Origin of the sequence: Pseudomonas glycinae (assembly GCF_001594225.2) — a bacterium.
Classification (GTDB): Bacteria; Pseudomonadota; Gammaproteobacteria; order Pseudomonadales; family Pseudomonadaceae; genus Aquipseudomonas; species Aquipseudomonas glycinae.
This window is the reverse complement of the sequence record NZ_CP014205.2, coordinates 1,046,476-1,069,588: the sequence shown is the minus strand read 5'-3', so window position 1 is coordinate 1,069,588 and position 23,113 is coordinate 1,046,476. Positions and strand designations below refer to the sequence as shown.

Here is a 23,113-nt window from a genome sequence, read left to right as displayed (position 1 = left end):
CAGCCCGGGACGCTCCGCGTCCCTTGCGAAGCGGACGCGGAGCGTCCAATGAGGCATTCCCACGCAGAGCGTGGGAACGATCATCAAGGCCGATCTTCCAGACATGAAAAAACCCGCTGACTGTTTCCAGTCCAGCGGGTTTCTTTTTAGCTGAAGGCTTACTGGGCAGCCGCTTGCGCTTCCATCTTCTGACTCAGGCTCAGCGGGCGCATGTCGGTCCAGACTTCTTCGATGTAGGCCAGGCATTCCTTCTTCAGGCCGCTCTTGCCCACGGTGCGCCAGCCTTCCGGGATAGCCTTGTAGTCCGGCCAGATCGAGTACTGCTCTTCGTGGTTGACCACGACTTGAAAGAGGATGTCCTCGCGGTCGAATACTGACGTCATGCTGTGTCTCCATCGCTGTAAGGGTGGGCTGCACGACGGTGCAGCCGGGTATGTAGAAAGAACGTTCGACGCGGCGAAAAATTTACAGGGCTGCGGTCGCCGCGCTGAGTGCACGGCCGAAGATCTCGGCGACGCGATCGATTTCGGCGGCGGTGATCACCAGCGGCGGCAGAAACCGCACCACCGCACCATGGCGCCCGCCCAGCTCCAGAATCAGCCCGCGCTTGAGGCATTCGCGCTGAACCAGCGGCGCCAGACGCGCAAACGCCGGCGGATGTCCAAGAGCGTCCGGCGTGCCGCTTGGATCGACCAGTTCGACACCTAGCATCAGACCACGACCGCGAATGTCGCCCAGTTGCGGGAAATCGCGCTGCAGAATGCGCAGGTGCTCACTCAGGCGCTCGCCCATGGCGGCAGCGTGTTCGCAGACCTTGTGCTCGACCAGATAACGCATCACCGCGGAACCGGCGGCCATCGCCATCTGGTTGCCGCGGAACGTACCGGCATGGGCACCCGGCTGCCAGGTGTCGAGCCATTCGCGATACACCACCACCGCCAGCGGCAGGCTGCCGCCGATGGCTTTGGACAGCACCACCACGTCCGGGGTAATGCCGGCGTGTTCGAAGGCAAACATCTTGCCGGTGCGGGCGAAGCCGCTCTGGATCTCATCGATGATCAGCGCCACGCCGGCCTTTTCGGTGATGCGGCGCAGACCGCGCAGCCACTCGACGTCAGCCGGGATCACACCGCCCTCGCCTTGCACCGCTTCGACGATCACCGCTGCCGGCAATTGCACACCAGCCTCGGGATCATTGAGCAGGTTTTCCAGGTAGCTCAGATTAGCCTTCACACCCGCCGCGCCACCGAGGCCGAACGGGCAACGGTAGTCGTACGGGAACGGCATGAATTGCACGCCGTTGCTGAGCAGCGCACCCAGCGGCTTTTTCGGGCCCAGGCTGCCCATCAGGCTCAAGGCGCCCTGGCTCATGCCGTGGTAACCGCCGGAGAACGACAGCACGGTGCTGCGCCCGGTGGCGGTGCGCACCAGTTTCAGCGCGGCTTCCACGGCGTCGGTGCCGGTCGGGCCGCAGAACTGGATTTTCGCTTCCTTGGCCAATGCAGGTGGCAACAGGCCGAACAGGTCCTGCACGAACTGGTCTTTCACCGGCGTGGTCAGGTCCAGGGTGTGCAGCGGCAGTTCATCGGCCAGCACCTGCTGGATCGCCTCGATCACCACCGGGTGGTTATGCCCCAGCGCCAAGGTGCCGGCACCTGCCAGACAATCGATGAAGGTGCGGCCCTCGACGTCTTCGACGTACAGGCCTTTGGCGCGCTTCAGCGCCAGGGGAATCCGGCGCGGGTAGCTGCGGGCATTGGATTCCTGCTGGCTCTGGCGGGCCAGCAACGGCGACTCATTGAATTGATACAGCGTTTCTGCCGGCGCGGAGGCGATCCGGGCCGACGACTCTTCGATAAGGCTGGTGGCGACTGACATCTCTCGACCCCTCAATACGCTATGGATAGTGACCAAAACTGCACACCGGGCAGGTGCGCGTTCCGGTCGCGGAGCGCACATGCTGGTTTTCCTGTTCTGGAAACGCACCAGCGTGTCGAGGATTTACACCCTTGATCGAATGTCAGGCCGACAACCCCAGCGGCTTGTGCATCGGCAGGCTCAAAACGCCGTGATGCGTGAAAGCAGATGCTGCTTCGCGATACCCCAGACGCCGGTAGAACGCCTCGCCGGTTCGCGTGCTGGCGAGCGTGACGCAAGGCTGGCCACGAATCCGCAGCCAACCCTCGAGATCGCCCATCAGTGCGCGCCCCGCACCGCGACGAAACCACTCCGGCTGCACATGACAGAAGGTGACCTGGCCATTGGCCGCGGCCATGCCGACGCCGACCGGCTTATCGTAAAGAAGCGCGATATTCAGATAGAGATGCGGATCAGCGAGCCATCCGCTGATGTGTTCCGCCGATTGTCGGCGAACCCAGTGGTCGACCAGTTGTGGATCGTTGCGATGATCGAGCGCGCAACCGACGCGGATCGAGCGTTCGAGAATCCGGCTGATGATGCCGGCGTCGGCGACTGTGGCGGGACAGATGTGGATGGGTGCTTCCATGGCGCTGTTTCCCTCAATCCATTGAGTCAAAGGCTGGCCGACAATAACGTCGCGGCCGACGGATGACTAATGGAGAGAGGTTACATTTGATGTGCCCGGCATCAAGTCAGACCGGTTGCAGCGGCATGGTCAGCTCGACCCGCAAACCATCCGGGCGGCTGTCGAAATGCAAGGTGCAGGCGCAGCGCTGAACGATGGCCTGGACAATCGCCAGCCCCAGTCCACACCCGGTGCTCTGGCCGTTGCGCCAGAACCGTTGGGTCAGATGCTGCAGATCGTCCGGGGCAATGCCCGGGCCGTGATCACGTACCACGAAACGCACGCGATTGGCGGTGGTCTCCAGGCTCAGGTCCACCGCGCCGTCCGTCGGCGTGTGACGCAAAGCGTTATCCAGCAGGTTGCGCAGCGCCGCGATCGACAGGACCGCCGGCATTTGCAGGGGCGCAGCGGACAAGTGTTCCGGCAGGTGAAGCCTGATCCGCTGGCGCTGGTCGCTGGCCGAGTCCTGAATCGCCAGTTTCGCCACCTGCTCGGCGCTGCACTGCACGCCGTCGTCGAACGACAGACTGCCTTCGACCCGGGCCAGCAACAGCAATTGCTCAAGGGTCCGGTGCAGGCGGTCAGCGCCCTCCTCGGCCCGGGCCAGGGACTGATCGCGAGCGCTGCCTTCGGTCATGCGCGCCACTTGCAGGTGGGTCTTGATCGCGGTCAGCGGGCTGCGCAATTCATGGGCGGCATCACCGGTCAGGCGACGTTCGCGCTCGATGGTCTTGCCGATGCGCTGGAACAGCTGATTCTGGGTTTCGAGCAGCGGTTTCAGTTCACTGGGGAATGACTGCAACTGCAACGGCTCAAGCGAGTCGGCGTTGCGGCGCATCAAGGCTTCACGCAAGCGGTTGAGCGGTGCCAGACCCTGGCCGATCCCCAGCCACAACAGGCACAGGCAGCCGAGCAACGCCACGCCCACCGGCACCGAGGCCGCCAGCAGGATCGACATGTTCAGGGCCTCGCGCTCGATCACCCGGTCGGCAGTGGTAATTCGCACATCGCCCCGAGCCAGGGTGAAGCTGCGCCAAGGCGCGCCATCGATCATCTGATCGTGGAAACCCATTTTCTGCGCTTCCAGTGCCTGTTCCGGATTATTGTGGCTGCGAGCGAGGATTTCTCCGCGCAGCGAGCTGACCTGACACGCCATGCCGCCGGGAATGTTCAGTTGCTCGGCGCTGAAATGCGTACCCTCGCCTTTGCTCGGAATGGCCGGCAATTGTTCCAGCAAGCCGGCGACCATCCGCGCCGACGCCACCAGGCGCTGGTCGAGGGAAAACATCATCTGGTTGCGCAGGTCGCTGAGCATCCAGGCGGCCGCCAGGGCCCAGATCAGCGCGAACGCAGCGCCGAGAGTCAGGCTCAGGCGCAGGCGCAGACTCATCACTTGTCGGTTTCTCCGCCATCGGCCGGGCCCAGGCGATAACCCAGACCGCGCACGGTTTCGACGATGCCCTTGCCCAGTTTGCTGCGCAGGTGATGGATGTGCACGTTGAGCGCATTGCTCTCCAGTTCATCGTTGAAACCGTAGACGCTGTCCTTCAACTGCTCGGTGGACAGCACCCGGCCACGGTTGTGCAGCAAGGCTTGCAGCAGGGATTGTTCGCGACGGGACAGATCCACCGGACGGCCCGCCAGCGTGGTTTCGCGACTGCTCGGGTCGTAGGTCAGTGCGCCATGTTCGATCAGGTTGACGCTGCGCCCGGCCACCCGGCGCAACAGGGTTTGCAGACGGGCGAACAGTTCGCGCAGGTCGAACGGTTTGAGCAGGTAGTCGTCGGCGCCGGACTGCAAGCCGTCGACCCGATCCGTGACCGAATCCCGCGCAGTCAGGATCAGCACCGGAATTTCCAGCCCTTGCTGACGCAGTTGTTGCAGCAACTTGAGGCCATCTTCGTCCGGCAGGCCGAGATCGAGCACCATCACGTCAAATTCGGCGACCTTGAGAATCGCCCGCGCCTTGGAGGCCGTGTTGACGTGCTCGACGGTCAGGCCTTGCGCTGTCAGCCCGGCAACAATCCCGCTGGCGATCAACTCGTCGTCTTCGCAAACCAGTACGTGCATGGGAGCTCCATGAGAAAAAACGCGATTCAAGCAGCAGAGGATTAAGCGGCAATTATGGACACTGCCCGCGCCAAGGAAAAGCACGATCCCGATGGCTACGCCCACGGGCGAGTTTCTTATCAAAGCCGACTGCCGCAACGGCAACTAAAAACTTAACAAACAACAACTCAACAAGTTCCAACTGACACAAACAGCAATCACAAACCCAGTGCGAAAAAGTTATTCACCACGGTAATCTCAAAGCGCAAAAGATACAAAGCCGATACAACCGAATAATAACCACTACTTATCAAAGGAAAACCCAATGTCCAAACTCAATAACTTTGTCGCTATCGACTGGCGCTCCGGTGCTGACCGGATTTATTTTTTCTTCAAAGATGCTGACATCTTCTCCCGCTATGACAATGGCGACGAAAAAGTACTGAATGATTATCCAAAACCGATCAAGGGCAACTGGGAAGGGTTCGATGCCTATGCCAAGCACCTGCGCTTCGGATTTACACAAACACAGGCGGGCGACAAGGACATTAGCTGGTTGTTCTTTTACAACGGCAATCGTCCATGGGTTTGCGCCTATAACCAGGACACTGACAAGGCTGATGCCTTTTACAATCTCGCCAATTCTCTCTGGACCCCTATCCTGCCGTACTTCGACAGAATTGTTGCCGGCACCTGGCTGGAAGCAATCGGGCACAAGTACCTGTTTCGCTTCCTGTTGAATGATGGCACTCATCTGACATTCGATACTGTAACGCAAAAAATAAACCACCAACCCAATTCAGTACTACCTGGACTTGAACCGTATAAACATCGTCTTATTACCGCTGCGCAAATCGACCCCACTTTCAGCGATAACCTCTGGTACATCTTCCTGACTAATGAGCAATTCGTGATTTACAACATGCAAAAAGGCCGAGTCGAAGGAGATGCGCACAATATCAATGGCAGATTCGCCGGATTAACCCGGGGGCTCTGACGGCCCATTTAGCTGGAAGCTTCAGTGCTTCGCGGTTTTGGCGCATGGATGTCCCCGGTTAATCATCGGTTAATCACTGCCCGCCATTGTGCCCCTCAATTGCACAGGGACAAGGCTTCTCCATGCGTCATTTTTTTCTGTTTTTTGCACTGTTGATTTCAAGTCTGGCCCAGGCGGGGAACGATCCCTTTGCTTCAAAACCGGAGTTTCTTCCGGTCGACAAGGCATTCGTGTTGACCTCGGAACGTCTGGATTCCGGTGAGACCCAACTGTTCTGGCAAATCGCCGACGGCTACTACCTGTATCAGAAGCGTCTGAAATTCGACGGGCTGGCGACGCAGAACGTCCCGGCCCTGCCTGAAGGGGAATCCCACAGTGACGAATATTTCGGCGAGCAACCGGTTTATCGCCAGGGCCTCGAGCTGAAAATCCCGCCTGCCGCCCAGGGCCAGATCAAGGTCAGTTATCAGGGTTGTGCCGACGCCGGTCTTTGCTATCCCCCGCAGACCCGAGTGATCGACCTCGGCGGCAAAGCCGCAGCAACGACAGATGAGGCGCCGGATCAGGCACTGGCCAGCGGTCTGCAACAGCACTCGCTGGGCTGGAGTCTGCTGGTGTTCTTCGGCCTGGGGCTGTTGCTGGCGTTTGCGCCGTGTTCGCTGCCGATGCTGCCGATTCTGGCGGGCATGGTGGTGGGCAGCGGTGCCACGCCGCGTCGCGGTTTCGCGCTGGCCGGCAGCTATGTGGTATGCATGGCGCTGGTGTACGCGGCGATGGGCGTCATCGCCGCGCTGCTGGGGGCCAACTTGCAGGCGTGGTTGCAGAACCCGTGGCTGCTCGGGACGTTCGCGGCGGTGTTTGTGGTTCTGGCGCTGCCGATGTTCGGCTTCTTCGAGCTGCAATTGCCGGTCGCCCTGCGGGATCGACTGGAACACGCCTCACGCAGTCAGCGCGGTGGCAGCCTGATCGGCGCCGGCATATTGGGCGCGCTGTCCGGTCTGCTGGTCGGCCCGTGCATGACCGCACCGCTGGCCGGCGCCCTGCTCTACATCGCGCAAAGCGGCAACGCACTGCACGGCGGCCTGATCCTGTTTGCCCTGGGCATCGGCATCGGCGTGCCGCTGCTGTTGCTGGTGACGGTCGGCAATCGCTTCCTGCCCAAGCCCGGCGCGTGGATGAATCTGCTCAAAGGCGTGTTCGGCTTCCTGTTCCTCGCCACCGCGCTGCTGATGCTGCGACCGGTGCTGGATCCGTCGCTGTGGCTGGGTCTGTGCGGTGCGCTGCTGTTGATTGCCGCTTACAGCGCCTGGAAACAATCCGACGGCTTTGGTCGCGTGGCGCAGTTGTTCGGTGCCGGTTCGCTGTTACTGGGCTTGTGGGGCAGTCTGTTGGTGGTCGGTGCGGCGGGGGGCAGTGACGACCCGTATCAGCCGTTGCAGGTGTACAGCGCCGGACGCGTCGGCACGGCGGCCCCGAACGGCCACGAAGCCTTCACGACGATCAAGGATCCCGCCGCCCTGCAACGTGAGCTTGACGCCGCCAGAGCTCAGGGCCAATGGGTGCTGCTCGACTACTACGCCGACTGGTGCGTGTCGTGCAAAGTCATGGAGAAACAGGTGTTCGGCCAGGCGCGGGTGATGCAGGCCCTGAGCGATGTGCGCTTGCTCCGACTCGATGTCACCGCCGACAATGCCGCCAGCCGCGAACTGCTCGGCCGTTATAAAGTGCCGGGGCCACCAAGTTTCGTGTGGATCGGCGCCGACGGCGAAGAGCGCCGCAGCCAGCGCATCACCGGCGAGGTCGATGCCGATACTTTCCTGCAACGCTGGACCACCACCCGAGACGCCCGTTAATGCTGACCTTCACCCTCGGCACCTTTGCCATCGCCCTCAACCACCTGCTGCTGATCAGCGCGCTGGCGCTGGCGACCTTCGTCGGCTGGCGGGTGGCCAAGCGCGGCGGTGACAACCCCGAGTCGGCGCTGTTCAGCCTGTTTCTGCTCGGCATGCTGGCGGCGCGCATGGCGTTTGTCGCCATGTACTGGGGGCACTATCGCAACGATCTCTGGCAGATCATCGACTTGCGCGACGGCGGCTTCCTCGCCTGGCCGGGGGTGATCGTGCTGTTGCTCGCGGCGCTGTATCGCGGCTGGCGCCGGCCGGGTTTGCGTCGACCGCTGGGTTTCGGTGTGGTCAGCGGTGTGGCGTTCTGGGTGCTGGCGACCCTGTCGCTGAACATCTACGAGCAAGGCACGCGCCTGCCGGACATCACCTTGCGCAACGCCGCCGGGGAAACCGTGAAACTCACCGACTATCAGGGCGGGCCGCTGGTGATCAACCTGTGGGCCACCTGGTGCCCGCCGTGCCGACGGGAAATGCCGGTGCTGGAAAACGCCCAGCAACAACGCCCGGACCTGACGTTCCTGTTCGTCAACCAGGCCGAAAGCATGCAAAGCGTTGCGACTTTTCTCGAAACCCAGGGCCTGAGCCTGAACAACGTGCTGTTCGACCGCAGCGGACGCCTCGGCCAGGCCGTGGGCTCCATGGCCCTGCCGACTACCCTGTTCTACAGCCCGGACGGTCGTCTGCTGGGCAGCCATCTGGGCGAGCTGTCGAACGCCAGCCTGGCCCGCGCCCTGGAAAACTTCGACACCCCGGCTTCCAGCCCGAATCCGGCCACCTCTTCTTCAAGGAAACTGCCATGCCCCGCCTCCGCCACCTGCTGACGCTGACCATGAGCGCAGCCCTGCTGCACTTGCCGTCAGTACAGGCCGCCGAAGAATTGCCTGAAGCAATCAAGAAGATTGAAGCCAAGGGCGCAAAAATCGTCGGCCAGTTCGACGCACCGGACGGCTTGCGCGGTTACGCCGCGCAATACCAGAACCGCGGCATGGCGCTGTACCTGACGCCGGACGGCAAGCACGTGCTGCTGGGCAACCTGTACGACGCCGACGGTAACGACCTGAGCAGCGCGCCGCTGCAAAAACTGGTCTACGCGCCGATGGCCAAGGAAGTCTGGGCCAAGTTCGAGGCCAGCAACTGGATTCAGGACGGCAACAAGGATGCGCCGCGCACGGTGTACCTGTTCAGTGATCCGAACTGCCCGTATTGCAACATGTTCTGGGAACAGGCCCGTCCATGGGTCAAGGCCGGCAAGGTGCAGCTGCGACACATCATGGTCGGCATCATCCGCGAAGACAGCCCGGCCAAAGCCGCCGCCCTGCTCGCCGCCAAGGACCCGAGCAAAGCGCTGGAAGATCACGAGAAGGCCGGAAAGGCCAGCACGCTCAAGGCCTTGAAGGACATTCCGGTCGCCGTGCAGACCAAACTCGCAGCGAACATGCAGCTGATGGAAGACCTGGAATTGCAGGCCACCCCGGCGATCTTCTACATGGACGACAAAGGCGAGCTGCAACAACAGCAAGGCGCGCCGACGCCGGACAAACTGGCGAAGATTCTCGGCCCGAAATAAACAACGCCCACGCAATGCGTGGGCGTTTTCGTTACTTCAGCCCAGCCAGAAACTTCAGCAGCGTGTCGGTCACGAAGGCTGGATTCTCCAGATTGGAGATATGCCCCGCCTCCGGCACCAGCACACACGGGCAGCCAATCAACTCAGCCATTTCCCGTGCTTCCGACGGCGGGCGTGGTTTGTCCTGATCGCCGCAGACCACCAGCGTGGTCGCCGCATTCAGCTCGCCCAGACGCGGCAACAGATCGTCACGGCCAAAGGTGATGCGCCCCATCGGCACGATGCTGTCGCGCAGGCGTTCGGCCGAATAGCCGGCGAGTTTGGCGCGGAAATCCTGATACAGCGCCGACGCCCGATCAATGCCTGGACGGAAGAAAATCGGCACCACGATATCCAGCAGTGGCTCGGAGATCCCGCCGCTTTCCTCGATCTGCTTGAACAGCGAGAAATAGTACTGGCGGGTCGGCTCCGGCTCGACGCCGACGTAAGTGTCCATCAGCACCAGACCGTTGAGCCGCTGCGGCGCCGACAACGCCAGGCGCACGCCCCACATGCCACCGACCGACAGCCCGACCAGCGTTACCCGGTCGATGTCCAGATGATCGAGCAAGGCCAGTGCCTGACGGGCGATGTCGTCCAGCGAAGCGGTGCCTTCAGGCAAGCGCCCGGATTCGCCGTGGCCCCACAGATCCAGTGCAATCACTCGATAGTGCGGCGACAGCGCAGCAATCTGCGGCGCCCACATGGCCTGGTCCCACAGGTAGCTGCCAGCCAGCAACACCGCCGGCCCCGTGCCTTGATCAATGTAATGAAGCGCCTGTCCGTCAACTTCGAAGAAAGCCATCGATCACCCCCGCGACAAAAAAAGAGAACCGGCAGACTGGGCTGCCGGTTCAGGATCGTCAACTATACAAACGTACATCCATGTACCGACGCAATTGCGTTGAACGCACCGACGCCATCGCTGGCAAGCCAGCGATTAGGCCGGTACAGACGCTGGAAACTACAAGCCTTCCAGCTCCGCCATCAGGTCATTCAGTCGATCAACCTTCTCCTCGGTAATGTCACTGGCCGCCAGCCCTTCGATGTACCCGGCCAGTTCCTCCACCGTGCTGCACTCGAACATCGCTCGCAGCGGTACATCCCGCTGCAAGGCTTTTTGCACCCGCGAGGCGATCTGCGTGGCCAGCAACGAATGGCCGCCGAGTTCGAAGAAGTTGTCGCGTACCCCGACCTTCTCGACCTTCAGCACCTCGGCCCAAATGTCGGCCAGGGTCTGCTCCAGCTCGCTGCGCGGCGCCAGGTAATCCTGGCTTTGCAACTGGCCGATCTCCAGCGCCGGCAAGGCCTTGCGGTCGAGTTTACCGTTGGCGTTGAGCGGCAGCCGGTCGAGCCACAACCAGTGCAGCGGCACCATGTATTCCGGCAGTTCGGCGCGCAGGCGCTGCTTGATCCGCTCCAGGCGTTCGCTCTGATTCAGTGCGGAATCTGCGGCCACCAGGTAGCCCACCAGATGCTTGCCGTTGACGCCTTCCTGCACGCCGACCGCACCATCGCGAACTTCCGGTTGCTCATGCAGACGCGCCTCGATTTCACCCAGCTCGATCCGGTAACCGCGAATCTTCACCTGATGGTCGACCCGGCCGACGTACTCCAGCACCCCGTCACTGCGACGGCGCGCCAGGTCACCGGTGCGGTACAGACGCTCGCCCGGCGCACCGAATGGATTCGGCACGAACACCGGCGCGGTGCGCAGCGGATCGCTGACATAACCGCGACCGACCCCGGTTCCCGCCACACACAACTCACCCACCGCACCCAGCGGCACCAGATCCAGCGCGCCATCGAGCAGGTACAGCAAATTGTTGTCGGTCGGCGTACCGATCGGCAGGTAACTGCCGCGAGTCGAGGCCAGGTCGACGCGGAAGAACGCCACGTCGTCGGAGCACTCCGCCGGGCCATAGGCGTTGACCAGACCGATCTGCGGGTAACGCAGCAGCCACTGGTGCGCCAGTTCCGGCGGCATGGCTTCACCGGTCGGCAACATCCAGCGCAGGCCGTCGAGGCTCAGACGATCTGAAGCGAGCATGCCCTGAATCAACGACGGCACACTTTCCAGCACGGTGATGCCCTGCTGCTGCACATGCACCAGCAAGCCTTGCGGATCGTGGGCGATGGTGTTCGGCACGATGTCCACCCGCGCCCCGAACAGCGGCGCGGCGAGGAACTGCCAGACCGAAATGTCGAAGCTTTGCGAAGCGGTCTGGGCGATCACATCGGCGTCGCTCAGGTTCAGGTACGGCACCTTGCTCAACTGGTTGTTGAGCATGCCGCGCTGCTCGACCATCACGCCTTTCGGCAACCCGGTGGAGCCCGAGGTGTAGATCACGTAGGCCAGGTTGTCCGGGCCGCTGAAGATGCCCGGATTCGCCGACGACACCGCACCGGCCTGAACCTCTTCCCACACCAGCAGGCGTGGACGGTTGGCGCAGCTGAATTCATCCAGCAAGGTCGTCGCCTGTTCACGGCAAGCTTCGGTGCACACCAGCACCGGCGTGCGGCTGAGCTCGATGATGCGTTGCAGACGCTGGCTCGGCAGGCCCGGATCCAGCGGCAGATAACCGGCACCGGCCTTGAAGCTGCCGATGATCATGCCCAGCAGATCCAGATTACGTTCGCCCAGCAGCGCCACCGGTTGATCCATCTGCACCCCGGCCGTGACCAGTGCATGACCGAGACGGTTGGCGTTCCGGTTCAGCTCGGCATAGCTCAGTTGCTGATCGAGGCAACTGGCAGCAATGCGTTGCGGATGTTGCGCGACCTGGGCTTCGAACAGCTCGACGTAGCTCTGCTCCAGCGGATAGTCGTGCTCACTCTGGTTGCAGCCGTGGAGCAGGAAGTCCTGTTCCTCATGGCCCAACAGCGGCAGGTCAGCCATATCGCCATGGAAGCCATCGACCAGCGCCAGCAGCAGACGCTTGAACTCGCCGAGCATGCGCTCGATGGTCGACTCGTCGAAGTAGCGCTGGTCGTAAGACAGGTGCAGACCAAGGTCGTCGCCCGGGTAGCACACGGCTGTCAGCGGGAAGTTGGTGTGGGTACGGCCCGAGTCCGAGGTCGCGTTGAGGCTCTGCGCGCGGTCCAGCACCGAGACTTCCACCGGGGCGTTTTCGAACACGAACAGGCTGTCGAACAGCGGCTGGCCTTTCGGCAGCTCGCTCTGTTCCTGGATGTTCACCAGCGGCAGGTATTCGTACTCACGCAGCTGCATGTTGCTGTCGAGCAGAGCGTTCAGCCACTGACGCACGCTGGCGCGCTGATCGTCCGCCGGGATCTGCACCCGCAGCGCAATGCTGTTGATGAACAGGCCGACGGTGCGTTGCATCTCCGGCATCTCCACCGGGCGCCCGGCCACAGTCACGCCGAACAGCACGTCGCGATCACCGCTCATGCGGCGCAGCACCAGTGCCCACGCCGCCTGGGCGAAGGTGTTGATGGTCAGTTGATGGGCCTGGGCCAGCTCACGCAGACGGGCGCCGTCCTCGACATTCAATCGGGTGTAGCGGTCGCCGACGATCATGCCGCCGCTTTCGCCGGCGTGTTCACGCAGGAACGGACGGTCGCTCGGGATCGGCGTGGTGCGCTCGAAACCTTGCAGGTTCTGCTGCCACCACTGGCGCGCTTCGGCCAGGCTCTGGCGTTGCAGCCAGCCGATGTAATCGCGGTAGCGCGGCGGCACCGCCAATTGTGCTTCGCGACCTTCGCCCAGCGCGGTGTAGATTTCGAAGAAATCGTTCATCAGCAGCGAGCGGCACCAGGCATCGATCAGGATGTGGTGGTTGCTCATCATGAACCAGTAACGCGCCGCGCCGACCTTGATCAGGCGCAGGTGGAACGGTGCCTGATTGAGCAGATCGAACCCGGCCTCGCGCTCGGCCTTGAGCAGCGCTTGCAGTTTCGGCTCCTGCTCGGCGTCAGCGATGGCGCTCCAGTCCAGATATTCGATCGGCGTGCGACCCGGGGTGTGGATCACTTGCAGCATGTCTTCGCCAACGTTCCAGCAGAACGACGCACGCAACGCTTCATGACGGGCGACCACTGCTTGCCACGCCTGGGCGAAACGCTCAGGGTCGAGTTCGCTGTTGATGCGGTAGCGATCCTGCATGTAGTACAGACCGGTGCCGGGTTCGAGCAAGGTGTGCAGCAGCATGCCTTCCTGCATCGGCGTCAGCGGGTACACGTCTTCGATGTGCGCCGCCGGTACCGGCAGTGCATCGAGTTGGGCCTGGGTCAGTTTCGCCAGCGGGAAGTCCGACGGCGTCAGGCCACCGGCCTCATCCTGCAGGCAATGTTCGATCAGGCTCTGCAACTCGCCGACGTAGGCATCGGCCAGCTCGTTGATGGTCTGCGCGTCGTAGCGTTCGACGCTGAAGGTCCAGCGCAGCAGCAGTTCCCCGCCGTACACCTGACTGTCGACGCTCAACTCGTTCGGCAGCGGTGCGTGCGGATCGTGGGCCGCGCCGACCGGCTCGTCGAGCGGACGGAACAGCGCATCGTTGCCGAAGCTCTGGTCGAACTGGCCGAGGTAGTTAAACGTGATCGGCGCATTCGGCAACGTCGCCATGCTATGGCGGCTGACGTCATCGGCCAGATAACGCAGCACGCCATAACCGAGGCCTTTGTGCGGAACGGCGCGCAGCTGTTCCTTGATCGCCTTGATTGAAGCGCCCTGCCCGGCCGCTTCTTCGATGTTGTGCGGAGTCAGGCGCAGCGGATAGGCGCTGGTGAACCAGCCGACGGTGCGGGTCAGGTCGATCTCGTCGAACAGGGTTTCGCGGCCGTGGCCTTCCAGTTGAATCAGCGCCGACGGCTGCCCGCTCCAGCGGCACAGCACGCGGGCCAGCGCGGTCAGCAACAGGTCGTTGACCTGCGTGCGGTAGGCGCTCGGTGCCTGTTGCAATAGCTGCTTGGTGCGCTCGCCATCCAGACGCACGCTGACGGTTTGCGCATGGCGATTCTCGCGACCGCCCTCAGGGTGTTCGCACGGCAAGTCGGCATTCGGGCCGGCCAGGTGCGCTTGCCACCAGCTCAGTTCTTCACGCAGGGATTCGCTGCCGGCGTAAGCCTGCAAACGCGCCGCCCAGTCCTTGAAGGCGCTGGTTTTCGCCGGCAGTTTCACCGACTGATCGGCGTCGAGCTGGCGATACACGGTTTGCAGATCGTCGAGCAGAACCCGCCACGACACACCGTCAACCACCAGGTGATGGATCGCGATGAACAGTCGTTGTTGAGCGTCCGGCCCATCGACCAGCACGGCACGCAGCAACGGGCCCTGGGCAAGATCGAGACTGCGCTGGGCATCGGCGAACAGTGCGGCGCACTTGTCCATCGACGGTACGCGGACTTGCCACAGCACGGCGGCATCGGTGACCGGTTGATGGGATGCCTGCCATGCGCCGTTGACCTCGCTGAAGCGCAGACGCAAGGCGTCATGCTGCTCGATCACCGCCAACAGCGCTTGCTCCAGACGATGAGGTTCCAGCGCAACAGTCGGCTCCAGCAGCAACGCCTGGTTCCAGTGATGACGCTCGGGAATCTCGGTGTCGAAGAACCAGTGCTGGATCGGCGTCAGACGCGATTCGCCGGACACCAGACCTTGCTCGGCGGTGACGGTTTCAGTACGACTGGCGACAGCAGCCAGTGTCTGCACGGTCTGGTGCTGGAACAGATCGCGGGGGCTGAAGTGAATACCCTGCTGGCGCGCCCGGCTGACCACTTGAATCGACAGGATCGAGTCGCCGCCCAGTTCGAAGAAGTTGTCGTTCAGACCGACCTGCTCGACGTTGAGCACCTCGCACCAGATCTGCGCCAGGGTCTGCTCAAGCTCGTTGCTTGGCGCCACGTAATCCTGACGATTGAGCTCCGGATCCGGCGCCGGCAGCGCGCGGCGATCGAGCTTGCCGTTGGCGGTCAGCGGCATGCTCGCCAGCAGAATCAGATGGGTCGGCACCATGTAGTCCGGCAGTTGCGTCTTCAGGTGCGCTTTCAGCGCGTCGCGCAGTTCGGCCTGCTCGGCTTCGCTTCGCGAAGCGACCTCGGTCACGAGATAGCCGACCAGTTGCTTGCCGCTCGGCGCATCCAGCGCCAGCACCACCGCTTCGCGGATCGAGTCGTGATCGAGCAGGCGGGTTTCGATCTCGCCCAGTTCGATCCGGAAACCGCGGATCTTCACCTGATGGTCAATCCGCCCCAGATACTCCACCAAGCCATCGGCGCGCTGGCGCACCAGGTCGCCAGTGCGGTACATGCGCCCGCCATCGGCGGCAAACGGGTCGGCGACGAAACGTTCGGCAGTGATGCCCGCACGCTCGTGATACCCCAGCGCCAGACCGGCGCCGCCGACAAACAATTCACCGGTCGCGCCTTGCGGCACCAGCGACAGATCGGCGTCGAGAATGTAGGCCACGCGATCACCGATCACGCTGCCGATTGGCACACTGCCGGCGCCCTCTTCCAGCACCTCGGGTGCAAGGCTGGCCAGCGGCATGACCACGGTTTCGGTCGGGCCGTAGGCGTTGAAGAACAGGCTCGGTTTGAACGCCGCGCGAATTCGTTGCAGGTGTTCGCCGGTCAGCGCTTCGCCGCCGGTGATGATCATCCGCACCGGCAAAACCTCGTTTTGCGTCGCGAGGAACTGCGCCAACTGGCTGCCGTAGCTCGGGGTGAAACCAAGGATATTGATCCGATGTTCGCGGATCAGGCCACAGATTTCTTCCGCGTCCCACTGACCCTGCGCACGCAGCACCACCTGCGCGCCGCTGAGCAGCGGCACCAGCAGACGTTCGGTGGCGGCGTCGAAGTTGATCGAATAGAAATGCAGTTCGCAGTCGTCCGGACGCATGCCGAAGCGCTCGATCACCGCCTGGCAGTGCATGGCGATTTCACCGTGGGACACCACCACGCCTTTCGGCTTGCCGGTGGAACCCGAGGTGTAAATCAGGTACGCCTGATGCTGCGGCAGGCTGATAAAAGGCAGCTCGGTAGCCGGGTAATCGGCCAGCGCGGCGCTGTCGTCTTCCAGGCACCAGCGCGCCACGTTCGACGGCAGTTCGCCGAGGGCCTTGAACATCGCGCGGTCACTGAGCAGCAGGCCGACGCCGCTGTCTTCGATCATGTAATGCAGGCGGTCGAGCGGGTATTCCGGGTCCAGCGGCACATAGGCGCCGCCGGCCTTGAGGATCGCCAGCAGGCCAACGACCATTTCCAGCGAACGCTCCAGCGCCAGACCGACCCGCACTTGCGGGCCGACACCGCGCTCACGCAGCGCCCAGGCCAGACGGTTGGCGCGGGCGTCGAGTTCCACGTAGCTCATGGTCTGCCCGGCAAAGGTCAGGGCCGGCGCATCTTTGCGCACCAGTGCCTGCTCGGCGAACAGATGATGAATGCACTGATCGAGACGACGCTCGCCCGGCTCGACGCCGAGGCTGTCGAGCAATTGCTGTTGTTCAGGCGCATCGAGCAACGGCAGTTCGCTGAGACGCTGTTGCGGGTCGGCGATCAACGCTTCAAGCAGATTGCGCCAGTGCCTGGCCATGCGTGCAATGGTCGGTTCGTCGAACAGATCAGTGCTGTACGTCAGGCAGCAACCGAGGCGATGGTCGAGATCGGTAACTTCCAGGTTGAGGTCGAACTTGGTCGCCCGCGCATCGTTGGCCAGGTACTCGACGGTCATGCCGGCGAGCATGCGGCTTTGCTGGAATTCCCAGCGCTGCACGTTGCACATCACCTGGAACAGCGGGTTGTACGCCGCGCTGCGCGGTGGTTGCAGGGCTTCAACCAGATGATCGAACGGCAAATCCTGATGGGACTGCCCTTCGATCACGGTATGACGCACCTGCTCGAACAATTCGCCGACCGACATCTGGCCGTCGAGCTGGCAACGCAGCACCTGGGTGTTGAGGAACGCCCCGATCAGCCCTTCGCTTTCCGGGCGGATACGGTTGGCCACCGGCGCGCCGATGCGCAGATCGGTCTGGCCGCTGTAGCGGTAAAGCAAGGTCGCGAGGGCGGCGGTCATGGTCATGAACAGGGTCAGGCCGTTCTGCGCGTTGAACGCCCGAACCCGCGCGGCAAGATCGTCGCTGAGGTCGAAACGGAACAGCTCGCCCTGGTGACTTTGCACCGGCGGACGCGGGCGGTCGCCCGGCAGTTCCAGCAGTGGATGTTCGCGGCCCAGTTGCGCAGTCCAGTAGTCGAGCTGACGCTGACGCTCGCCGGACTCCAGCCAGTTGCGCTGCCACACGCTGTAGTCGAGGTACTGCACCGGCAACGGTTGCAGCGGCGATTCGCGATCGTCGACGAACGCTTCGTACAGCGCGCTGAGTTCACGGGCGAAGATGTCCATCGCCCAGCCTTCGGTGACGATGTGGTGCAGGGTCAGGACGAAGTAATGCTCCTGCTCGGCGGTCTTGACCAGGCAGGCGCGCAGCAGCGGACCGGTTTCCAGATCGAACGGCAGGTGCGCTTCGTCGTCGGCCAGTTGCTGGACTTTCTGCTCGCGCACATCGGCGGCGAATTTCGAAAAATCCTTCCAGTCCATGCGCACGCCGGTCTCGGCATGCACCTGCTGACGGGCCACGCCGTCGATACTCGGGAACGTGGTGCGCAGGGTTTCGTGGCGCAGGATCAACGCTTGCAGCGCCGCTTCGAAACGCTCGACATGCAAGACGCCACGCAGGCGCGCCATGCCGCCGACGTTGTACGCCGGGCTGTCCGGCTCCATCTGCCAGAGGAACCACATGCGCTGTTGCGAGTAGGACAGCGGCACCGGTTTGCTGCGATCAACCTTGTCGATCGGCGGCTGTTGGTTGGTGCGACCGCTGGCCTGGATCTGGCGGATCTGCTCGGCGAAATCACCGAGTTCGCTGTGCTCGAACAAGGCGCGCAACGGCAGTTCGACGTCACAGGCCTGCCGGGTGCGGGAGATGATTTGCGTGGCCAGCAGCGAGTGACCGCCGAGGGCGAAGAAATCGTCACGCAGGCCGACCTGCTTCAGGCCGAGCACTTCGCGCCAGATCGCGGCGATCTGTTGTTCCAGCTCGGTGACCGGCTCGACGTGCTCGCGCACTTGCCATTGCGGCTCGGGCAAGGCGCGGCGGTCGAGTTTGCCGCTCGGGCTCAGGGGCATGGCGTCCAGGCGCATCAGTTGCGCGGGAACCATGTATTCCGGCAGTTCGGCGGCCAGTGCGGTTTTCAGGCGAGCAGTTTGCGCGTCCTGATTTTCGCTGGCATCGGTGGCGGTGAAATAGCCGATCAGTTGCGGGCCGGCGGCGGTTTCACGCACCAGCACGGCGGCCTGAGCCACGCCGTCCTGAGCCAGCAGACGCGCTTCGATCTCTTCCGGCTCGACGCGGAAGCCGCGCAGTTTGACCTGCTGATCGAGACGGCCGAGGTATTCGATCACACCATCGTGGGTCCAGCGGGCGCGGTCACCGGTGCGGTACAGACGCGCGCCTTGCTCGCCCAGCGGATCGACCACGAAACGCTCGGCGGTCAGCGCCGGACGGCCGAGGTAGCCACGAGCCAGGCCAATGCCGCTGATGCACAGTTCACCCGGCACACCGGCCGGCACTGGATTCAGATCACTGTCGAGCACGCGACAAACCACGTTACCCAGCGGCCGGCCAATCGGCGAACGCTCGCCATCGGCCACGCTGCAATGCCAGTGAGTGACGTTGATCGCGGTTTCGGTCGGGCCATAACGGTTGTGCAGTTGCACCGCCGGCAGTTGCGCCAACACGCGGTTGCGCAGTTCCGCCGGCAGCGCTTCACCGCCGGAGAACACGCGACGCAGGCTGGTGCACTCGGCGTTCAACGGTTCGTCGATGAACAGCGAAAGCAGCGGCGGCACGAAGTGCAGCGTAGTCACGCCGTACTGCTGAACCAATTGCGCAATGCGATGCGGATCCCGGTGTTCACCGGGGCTGGCGATCAGCAGGCGCGCGCCAGTGATCAGCGGCCAGAAGCACTCCCACACCGACACGTCGAAACTGATCGGCGCCTTTTGCATCAGCACGTCGGTGTCGTTCAGGCGATAAGTGTTCTGCATCCATTGCAGACGCTCGGCCAGCGCCGCGTGAGTGTTGCCCACGCCTTTCGGCTGGCCGGTGGAGCCCGAGGTGTAAATCACGTAGGCGAGGTTGTCGCCGTGCAGGTGCAGGCCCGGTGCCTGACTCGGCCAGTTTTCCAGGTGCAGGGTGTCCATGGCGATCACGCTGACGCCTTCGCTGGCCGGCAAGCGGTCGAGCAATGCCGTCTGGGTCAGCAGCAGTTCAACGCCGCTGTCGCTGAGCATGTAAGCCAGGCGTTCAGCCGGGTAATCCGGATCAAGCGGCACATAGGCGCCACCGGCCTTGATGATTGCCAGCAGACCGATCAGCAGTTGCGGCGAGCGCTCGGCGGCGATGGCCACGCACACATCCGGGCCGACGCCCTTGTCGCGCAGGTAATGGGCGAGACGGTTGGCCTGGGCGTGCAGTTCTGCGAAGTCCAGGCTGCCGCCGTCCCACAGCAGCGCGGTGCGATCCGGATTTTGCCGGGCTTGTTCGTTGAGCAGTTCCGGCAGCCATTGTTGCGCCGGAGTGCACGGGGCGACGCTCCACGCAGTTTGCTGAGAGTGTTCGGCGGCGGTCAGCAGTTGCAGCTCGCCGATGGATTGTTGCGGACTTTCGCAGACAGCACGCAGCAGGTTGCTGAAATGCTCGGCGAGGCGCTCGATGGTCGCGGCGTTGAACAGCTCATCAGCGTAGTCGAAGGACAGCGTCAGGCGACCGTTACGGTCTTCTTCACTGTGCAGTTGCAGATCGAACTTGGCCTCGCGGCTGTGCCACGGCAGTTCTTCGGCGAGCAGGCCCGGCAGGCGCTTGAGCGCACTCAGGTCACGTTGCTGGTGGTTGAACATGACCTGGAACAGACCCCGCTCGCGGGCCTGCGGGAAGGCTTCGAGCAGTTGTTCGAATGGCAGATCCTGATTCGCCTGGGCACCGAGCGCAGCCTGACGGGTTTGCGCCAGCAGTTCGGTGAACGTCAGACGCGAATCGACGTCGGCGCGCAGCACCTGGGTGTTGATGAAGAAGCCGATCAGGCCCTGGGTTTCCAGACGCGGACGGTTGGCGTTGGGTACGCCGATGCGGATGTCGCGTTCGCCGCTGTAGCGATGCAACAGGCTTTGGAAAGCCGAGAGCAGCAGCATGAACGGCGTGGATTGATAGGCCTGAGCGGTCTGGCGAATGGCGTCGCTGAGGCTGATCCCCAGGCGAACGCTATGACGCGCGGCGCTGTGCTTTTTCTTGGCCGAGCGCGGATGGTCGGTCGCCAGTTCCAGAGTCGGATGCTCATCGCCCAACTGTGCTTTCCAGTACGCCAGTTGTCGCTCACCCTCGCCTTGCGCCAGCCATTGGCGCTGCCAGCTGCCGTAGTCGGCGTATTGGGTTGGCAGCGGCGCCAGTTCGGCACGCTGGCCTTGGGACGCGGCGGCGTACAGACGCGAAAACTCGTCGATCAACACGTTCAGCGACCAGCCGTCGGCGATGATGTGGTGCATCGTCACCAGCAGTTGGTGATCTTCGTCGTCGAGGCGAACCAGCGTCACCCGCAGCAGCGGGCCTTTTTCCAGATTGAATCGGGTGCGGGCTTCGTCCTCGCGGATCTGTTGTGCGCGGGCTTCACGTTCGCTGGCCGGCAGGTCGCTTATGTCAATCAGTTGCAGGTTGAACTCGCCCGCCGCTTCGACCTGTTGCAGGGCCACGCCGTCGCGTTCAAAGAAGCGGGTGCGCAGGGATTCGTGGCGCTCGATCAGTTGCTGGAAGCTGGCGCGCAGGGCGTCCTCGTCCAGTTCGCCACGCAGGCGCAGGGCGCCGGGAATGTTGTAGGCGCTGCTGTGCGGGTCAAGCTGCCAAGTGATCCACAGACGGTTTTGTGCCAGGGATTGCGGCAAGGCTTCGTTGCGCGACAACGCGGTGATTTCGCCTTGGGCGCTGCCGCCGTCCTGTTGCTGTTGCGCCACGGCGGCGGCGAACGCGGACAGGGTCGGCGCTTCGAACAGCAGGCGCAGATTCAGCTCCAGGCTCAGCTCTTCGCGGACCTTGGCGATCACCTGAGCGGCGGCGATCGAGTTGCCGCCGAGCAGGAAGAAATGATCGTCGGCGTTGACCTGTTTGACGTTGAGTTGCTCGGCCCAGACTTTGCCGATCAACGCTTCCAGTTCGGAGGCGGACGCGGTCGAGTCCTGAGCGGTTTCAGCAGTGGCTGAGGGGAATACGGCGTAGCTGTCGAGGCTGCCATCAGCCAGACGATTGCGGCAGGCCGAACGTTGCAGCTTGCCGCTGGAAGTTTTCGGCAACGCGCCCGGATTGAGCAGCACAACCACGCTCGGTGCTTCCTGATACGCCTCGGCCACGGCCTGGCGAATGGCTTTGATCAGCGCTTCAGGCGGGAGGATTTTCTGCACGCTGCGGCTGATTTCCGCCGCGATGCCGATGCCCTCCTCGCCATTCTGATTGACCGCAAACGCCGCGACACGGCCCTTGCGCACCACCTCCACTTCGTTCTCGACCGTCTTTTCGAGGTCCTGCGGGTAGAGGTTGTGACCGCGCACGATCAGCATGTCTTTCAGGCGACCGGTGATGAACAGTTCACCGTCGCGAATGAAGCCCAGGTCACCGGTGCGCAGCCAGGTCTGGCCGGCGTGCTGGACGAAGGTCTTGGCAGTCGCCTCGGGGTTGCGCCAGTAGCCGAGGGCGATGCTCGGGCCGGCAGCCCAGACTTCACCGACAGCGTTGTCGGCCAGTTCTTCGAGGGTGTTCGGCTCGACAATCAGCATCGCATGTTCCGGCTGGCTGATGCCGCAGCTCATGATCGGGCTGCCCTCGCCCGGCTCGGCACGGTTCTGCGCCAGGGCTTGATCATCGACGCGCAGTGCAGGAATCCCTGTGCCGCGCGGTGTGCCGGCGACGAACAGGGTCGCTTCCGCCAGACCGTAGGACGCCATGAAGCTGTCTTCGCTGAAACCGCACGCGGTGAACTTCTCGGCGAAACGCTCGAGGGTGTCGAGCCGGATCGGCTCGGAGCCGGAATAGGCCACGCGCCAGCGGCTCAGGTCGAGGCGTTCCAGCGCCGATTCGCTGACCCGCTCGCTGCACAGACGATAAGCGAAGTCCGGGCCGCCGCTGATGGTGCCGCCGTATTGGCTGATCGCTTCGAGCCAGCGCAACGGCCGGCCGAGGAAGTACGCCGGCGACATCAGGATGCACGGCACGCCGCTGAAGATCGGTTGCAGCAGACCGCCGATCAGGCCCATGTCGTGGTACAGCGGCAGCCAGCTGACGATCACGTCGTCGGGGTTCACATCGATGCCGAAGCCGTGGCGGATCAGCCGTTCGTTGGCCACCAGATTGCCGTGGCTGACCTGCACGCCCTTGGGCAGCGCGGTGGAACCGGAGGTGTATTGCAGGAAGGCGATGTGGTCTTGCGGCAAGGCCGGTTCGACCCAGCGCTCGGCCAGTGCAGCGTCAAGGGTGTCGACGCACAACAGCGGCGGCGCGCCTTCGATTTGCTGCAAGGCGTCGCTCAGGTCGGCGCTGGTCAGCAGCAGACGCGGTTCGGCGTCGGCGATGATCGACAGCAGGCGTTCCTGATGGTGACGCTTGGCCGATTCCGGCGGATAGGCCGGCACCGCGATCACACCCGCGTACAGGCAACCGAAGAACGCCGCGACGTAATCCGGACCGCTCGGGAACAGCAATACCGCGCGATCACCGAATCCGGCCTCGGCCTGCAACGCGGCGGCGATGGCGCGTGCGCGTTGATCGAGTTCGCGATAACTGAGCACCACAGCCTGCTCCTCGGTTTCAGCGAGAAAGCGCAGGGCCAGCCGATCCGGCGTCAGGGCCGCGCGGCGCTGGAGGGCTTGGACCAGGGTGCTGGGGAGTTCGAACGCGTCGGTCATGAGGTTTCCTGCCTGAATTCGGCTTGCTGGTGGAATCGGGTTGGCT

The 23,113-nt window shown here is 63.2% G+C and carries 11 protein-coding genes; 4 read left to right on the top strand and 7 right to left on the bottom strand.

All coding sequences use genetic code 11. The features are described 5' to 3' along the window. Positions 1–158: 158 nt before the first annotated feature. From AWU82_RS04835 to AWU82_RS04815, 5 genes are all read right to left on the bottom strand, one after another. Positions 159–383 carry an MbtH family protein gene (locus AWU82_RS04835; protein ID WP_064378565.1) on the bottom strand — a complete coding sequence of 75 codons (225 nt, stop codon included), beginning with the start codon at positions 381–383 and terminating at the stop codon, positions 159–161. Between the two features lie 82 nt (positions 384–465). Next, positions 466–1,878, bottom strand: a complete 1,413-nt coding sequence (locus AWU82_RS04830; protein ID WP_064378566.1) for an aspartate aminotransferase family protein — start codon at positions 1,876–1,878, stop codon at positions 466–468. Between the two features lie 142 nt (positions 1,879–2,020). Beyond that, positions 2,021–2,506, bottom strand: a complete 486-nt coding sequence (locus AWU82_RS04825) for a GNAT family N-acetyltransferase (protein WP_064378567.1) — start codon at positions 2,504–2,506, stop codon at positions 2,021–2,023. 106 nt (positions 2,507–2,612) lie between these two features. Further along, the gene (locus tag AWU82_RS04820) at positions 2,613–3,935 is read right to left on the bottom strand and encodes an ATP-binding protein (protein ID WP_064378568.1); all 1,323 of its coding nucleotides are present in this window, start codon (positions 3,933–3,935) and stop codon (positions 2,613–2,615) included. After that, complete coding sequence (locus AWU82_RS04815; protein WP_064378569.1) at positions 3,935–4,615, bottom strand: response regulator; 681 nt, start codon at positions 4,613–4,615, stop codon at positions 3,935–3,937. Before AWU82_RS04815 ends, AWU82_RS04820 begins: the two co-directional genes overlap by 1 nt. Before the next feature lie 304 nt (positions 4,616–4,919). Between AWU82_RS04815 and AWU82_RS04810 the strand changes: the two genes are divergently transcribed. The 4 genes from AWU82_RS04810 to dsbG all read left to right on the top strand — a co-directional run bounded on the left by AWU82_RS04810 (position 4,920) and on the right by dsbG (position 9,062). After that, a complete protein-coding gene (locus tag AWU82_RS04810; RefSeq protein ID WP_064378570.1) occupies positions 4,920–5,591 on the top strand; it encodes a hypothetical protein in 672 nt (223 codons plus the stop codon). A gap of 122 nt (positions 5,592–5,713) precedes the next feature. Beyond that, positions 5,714–7,444: a protein-disulfide reductase DsbD gene (locus AWU82_RS04805; RefSeq protein WP_064378571.1), complete on the top strand. Its 1,731-nt coding sequence runs from the start codon at positions 5,714–5,716 to the stop codon at positions 7,442–7,444. Next, on the top strand, positions 7,444–8,316 hold the full coding sequence (locus AWU82_RS04800) for a TlpA disulfide reductase family protein (protein WP_064378572.1): 873 nt from the start codon (positions 7,444–7,446) through the stop codon (positions 8,314–8,316). The genes AWU82_RS04805 and AWU82_RS04800 overlap by 1 nt, the downstream gene beginning before the upstream one ends. Further along, on the top strand, positions 8,292–9,062 hold the full coding sequence (gene dsbG / locus AWU82_RS04795; RefSeq protein ID WP_064378573.1) for a thiol:disulfide interchange protein DsbG: 771 nt from the start codon (positions 8,292–8,294) through the stop codon (positions 9,060–9,062). Before AWU82_RS04800 ends, dsbG begins: the two co-directional genes overlap by 25 nt. Positions 9,063–9,093: 31 nt before the next feature. Here dsbG and AWU82_RS04790 read toward each other — a convergent pair whose 3' ends face one another. Both AWU82_RS04790 and AWU82_RS04785 read right to left on the bottom strand, forming a co-directional pair. Beyond that, a complete protein-coding gene (locus AWU82_RS04790) occupies positions 9,094–9,906 on the bottom strand; it encodes an alpha/beta fold hydrolase (RefSeq protein ID WP_064378574.1) in 813 nt (270 codons plus the stop codon). Between the two features lie 159 nt (positions 9,907–10,065). Next, on the bottom strand, positions 10,066–23,067 hold the full coding sequence (locus tag AWU82_RS04785; RefSeq protein ID WP_064378575.1) for a non-ribosomal peptide synthetase: 13,002 nt from the start codon (positions 23,065–23,067) through the stop codon (positions 10,066–10,068). Between the last annotated feature and the right edge of the window lie 46 nt (positions 23,068–23,113).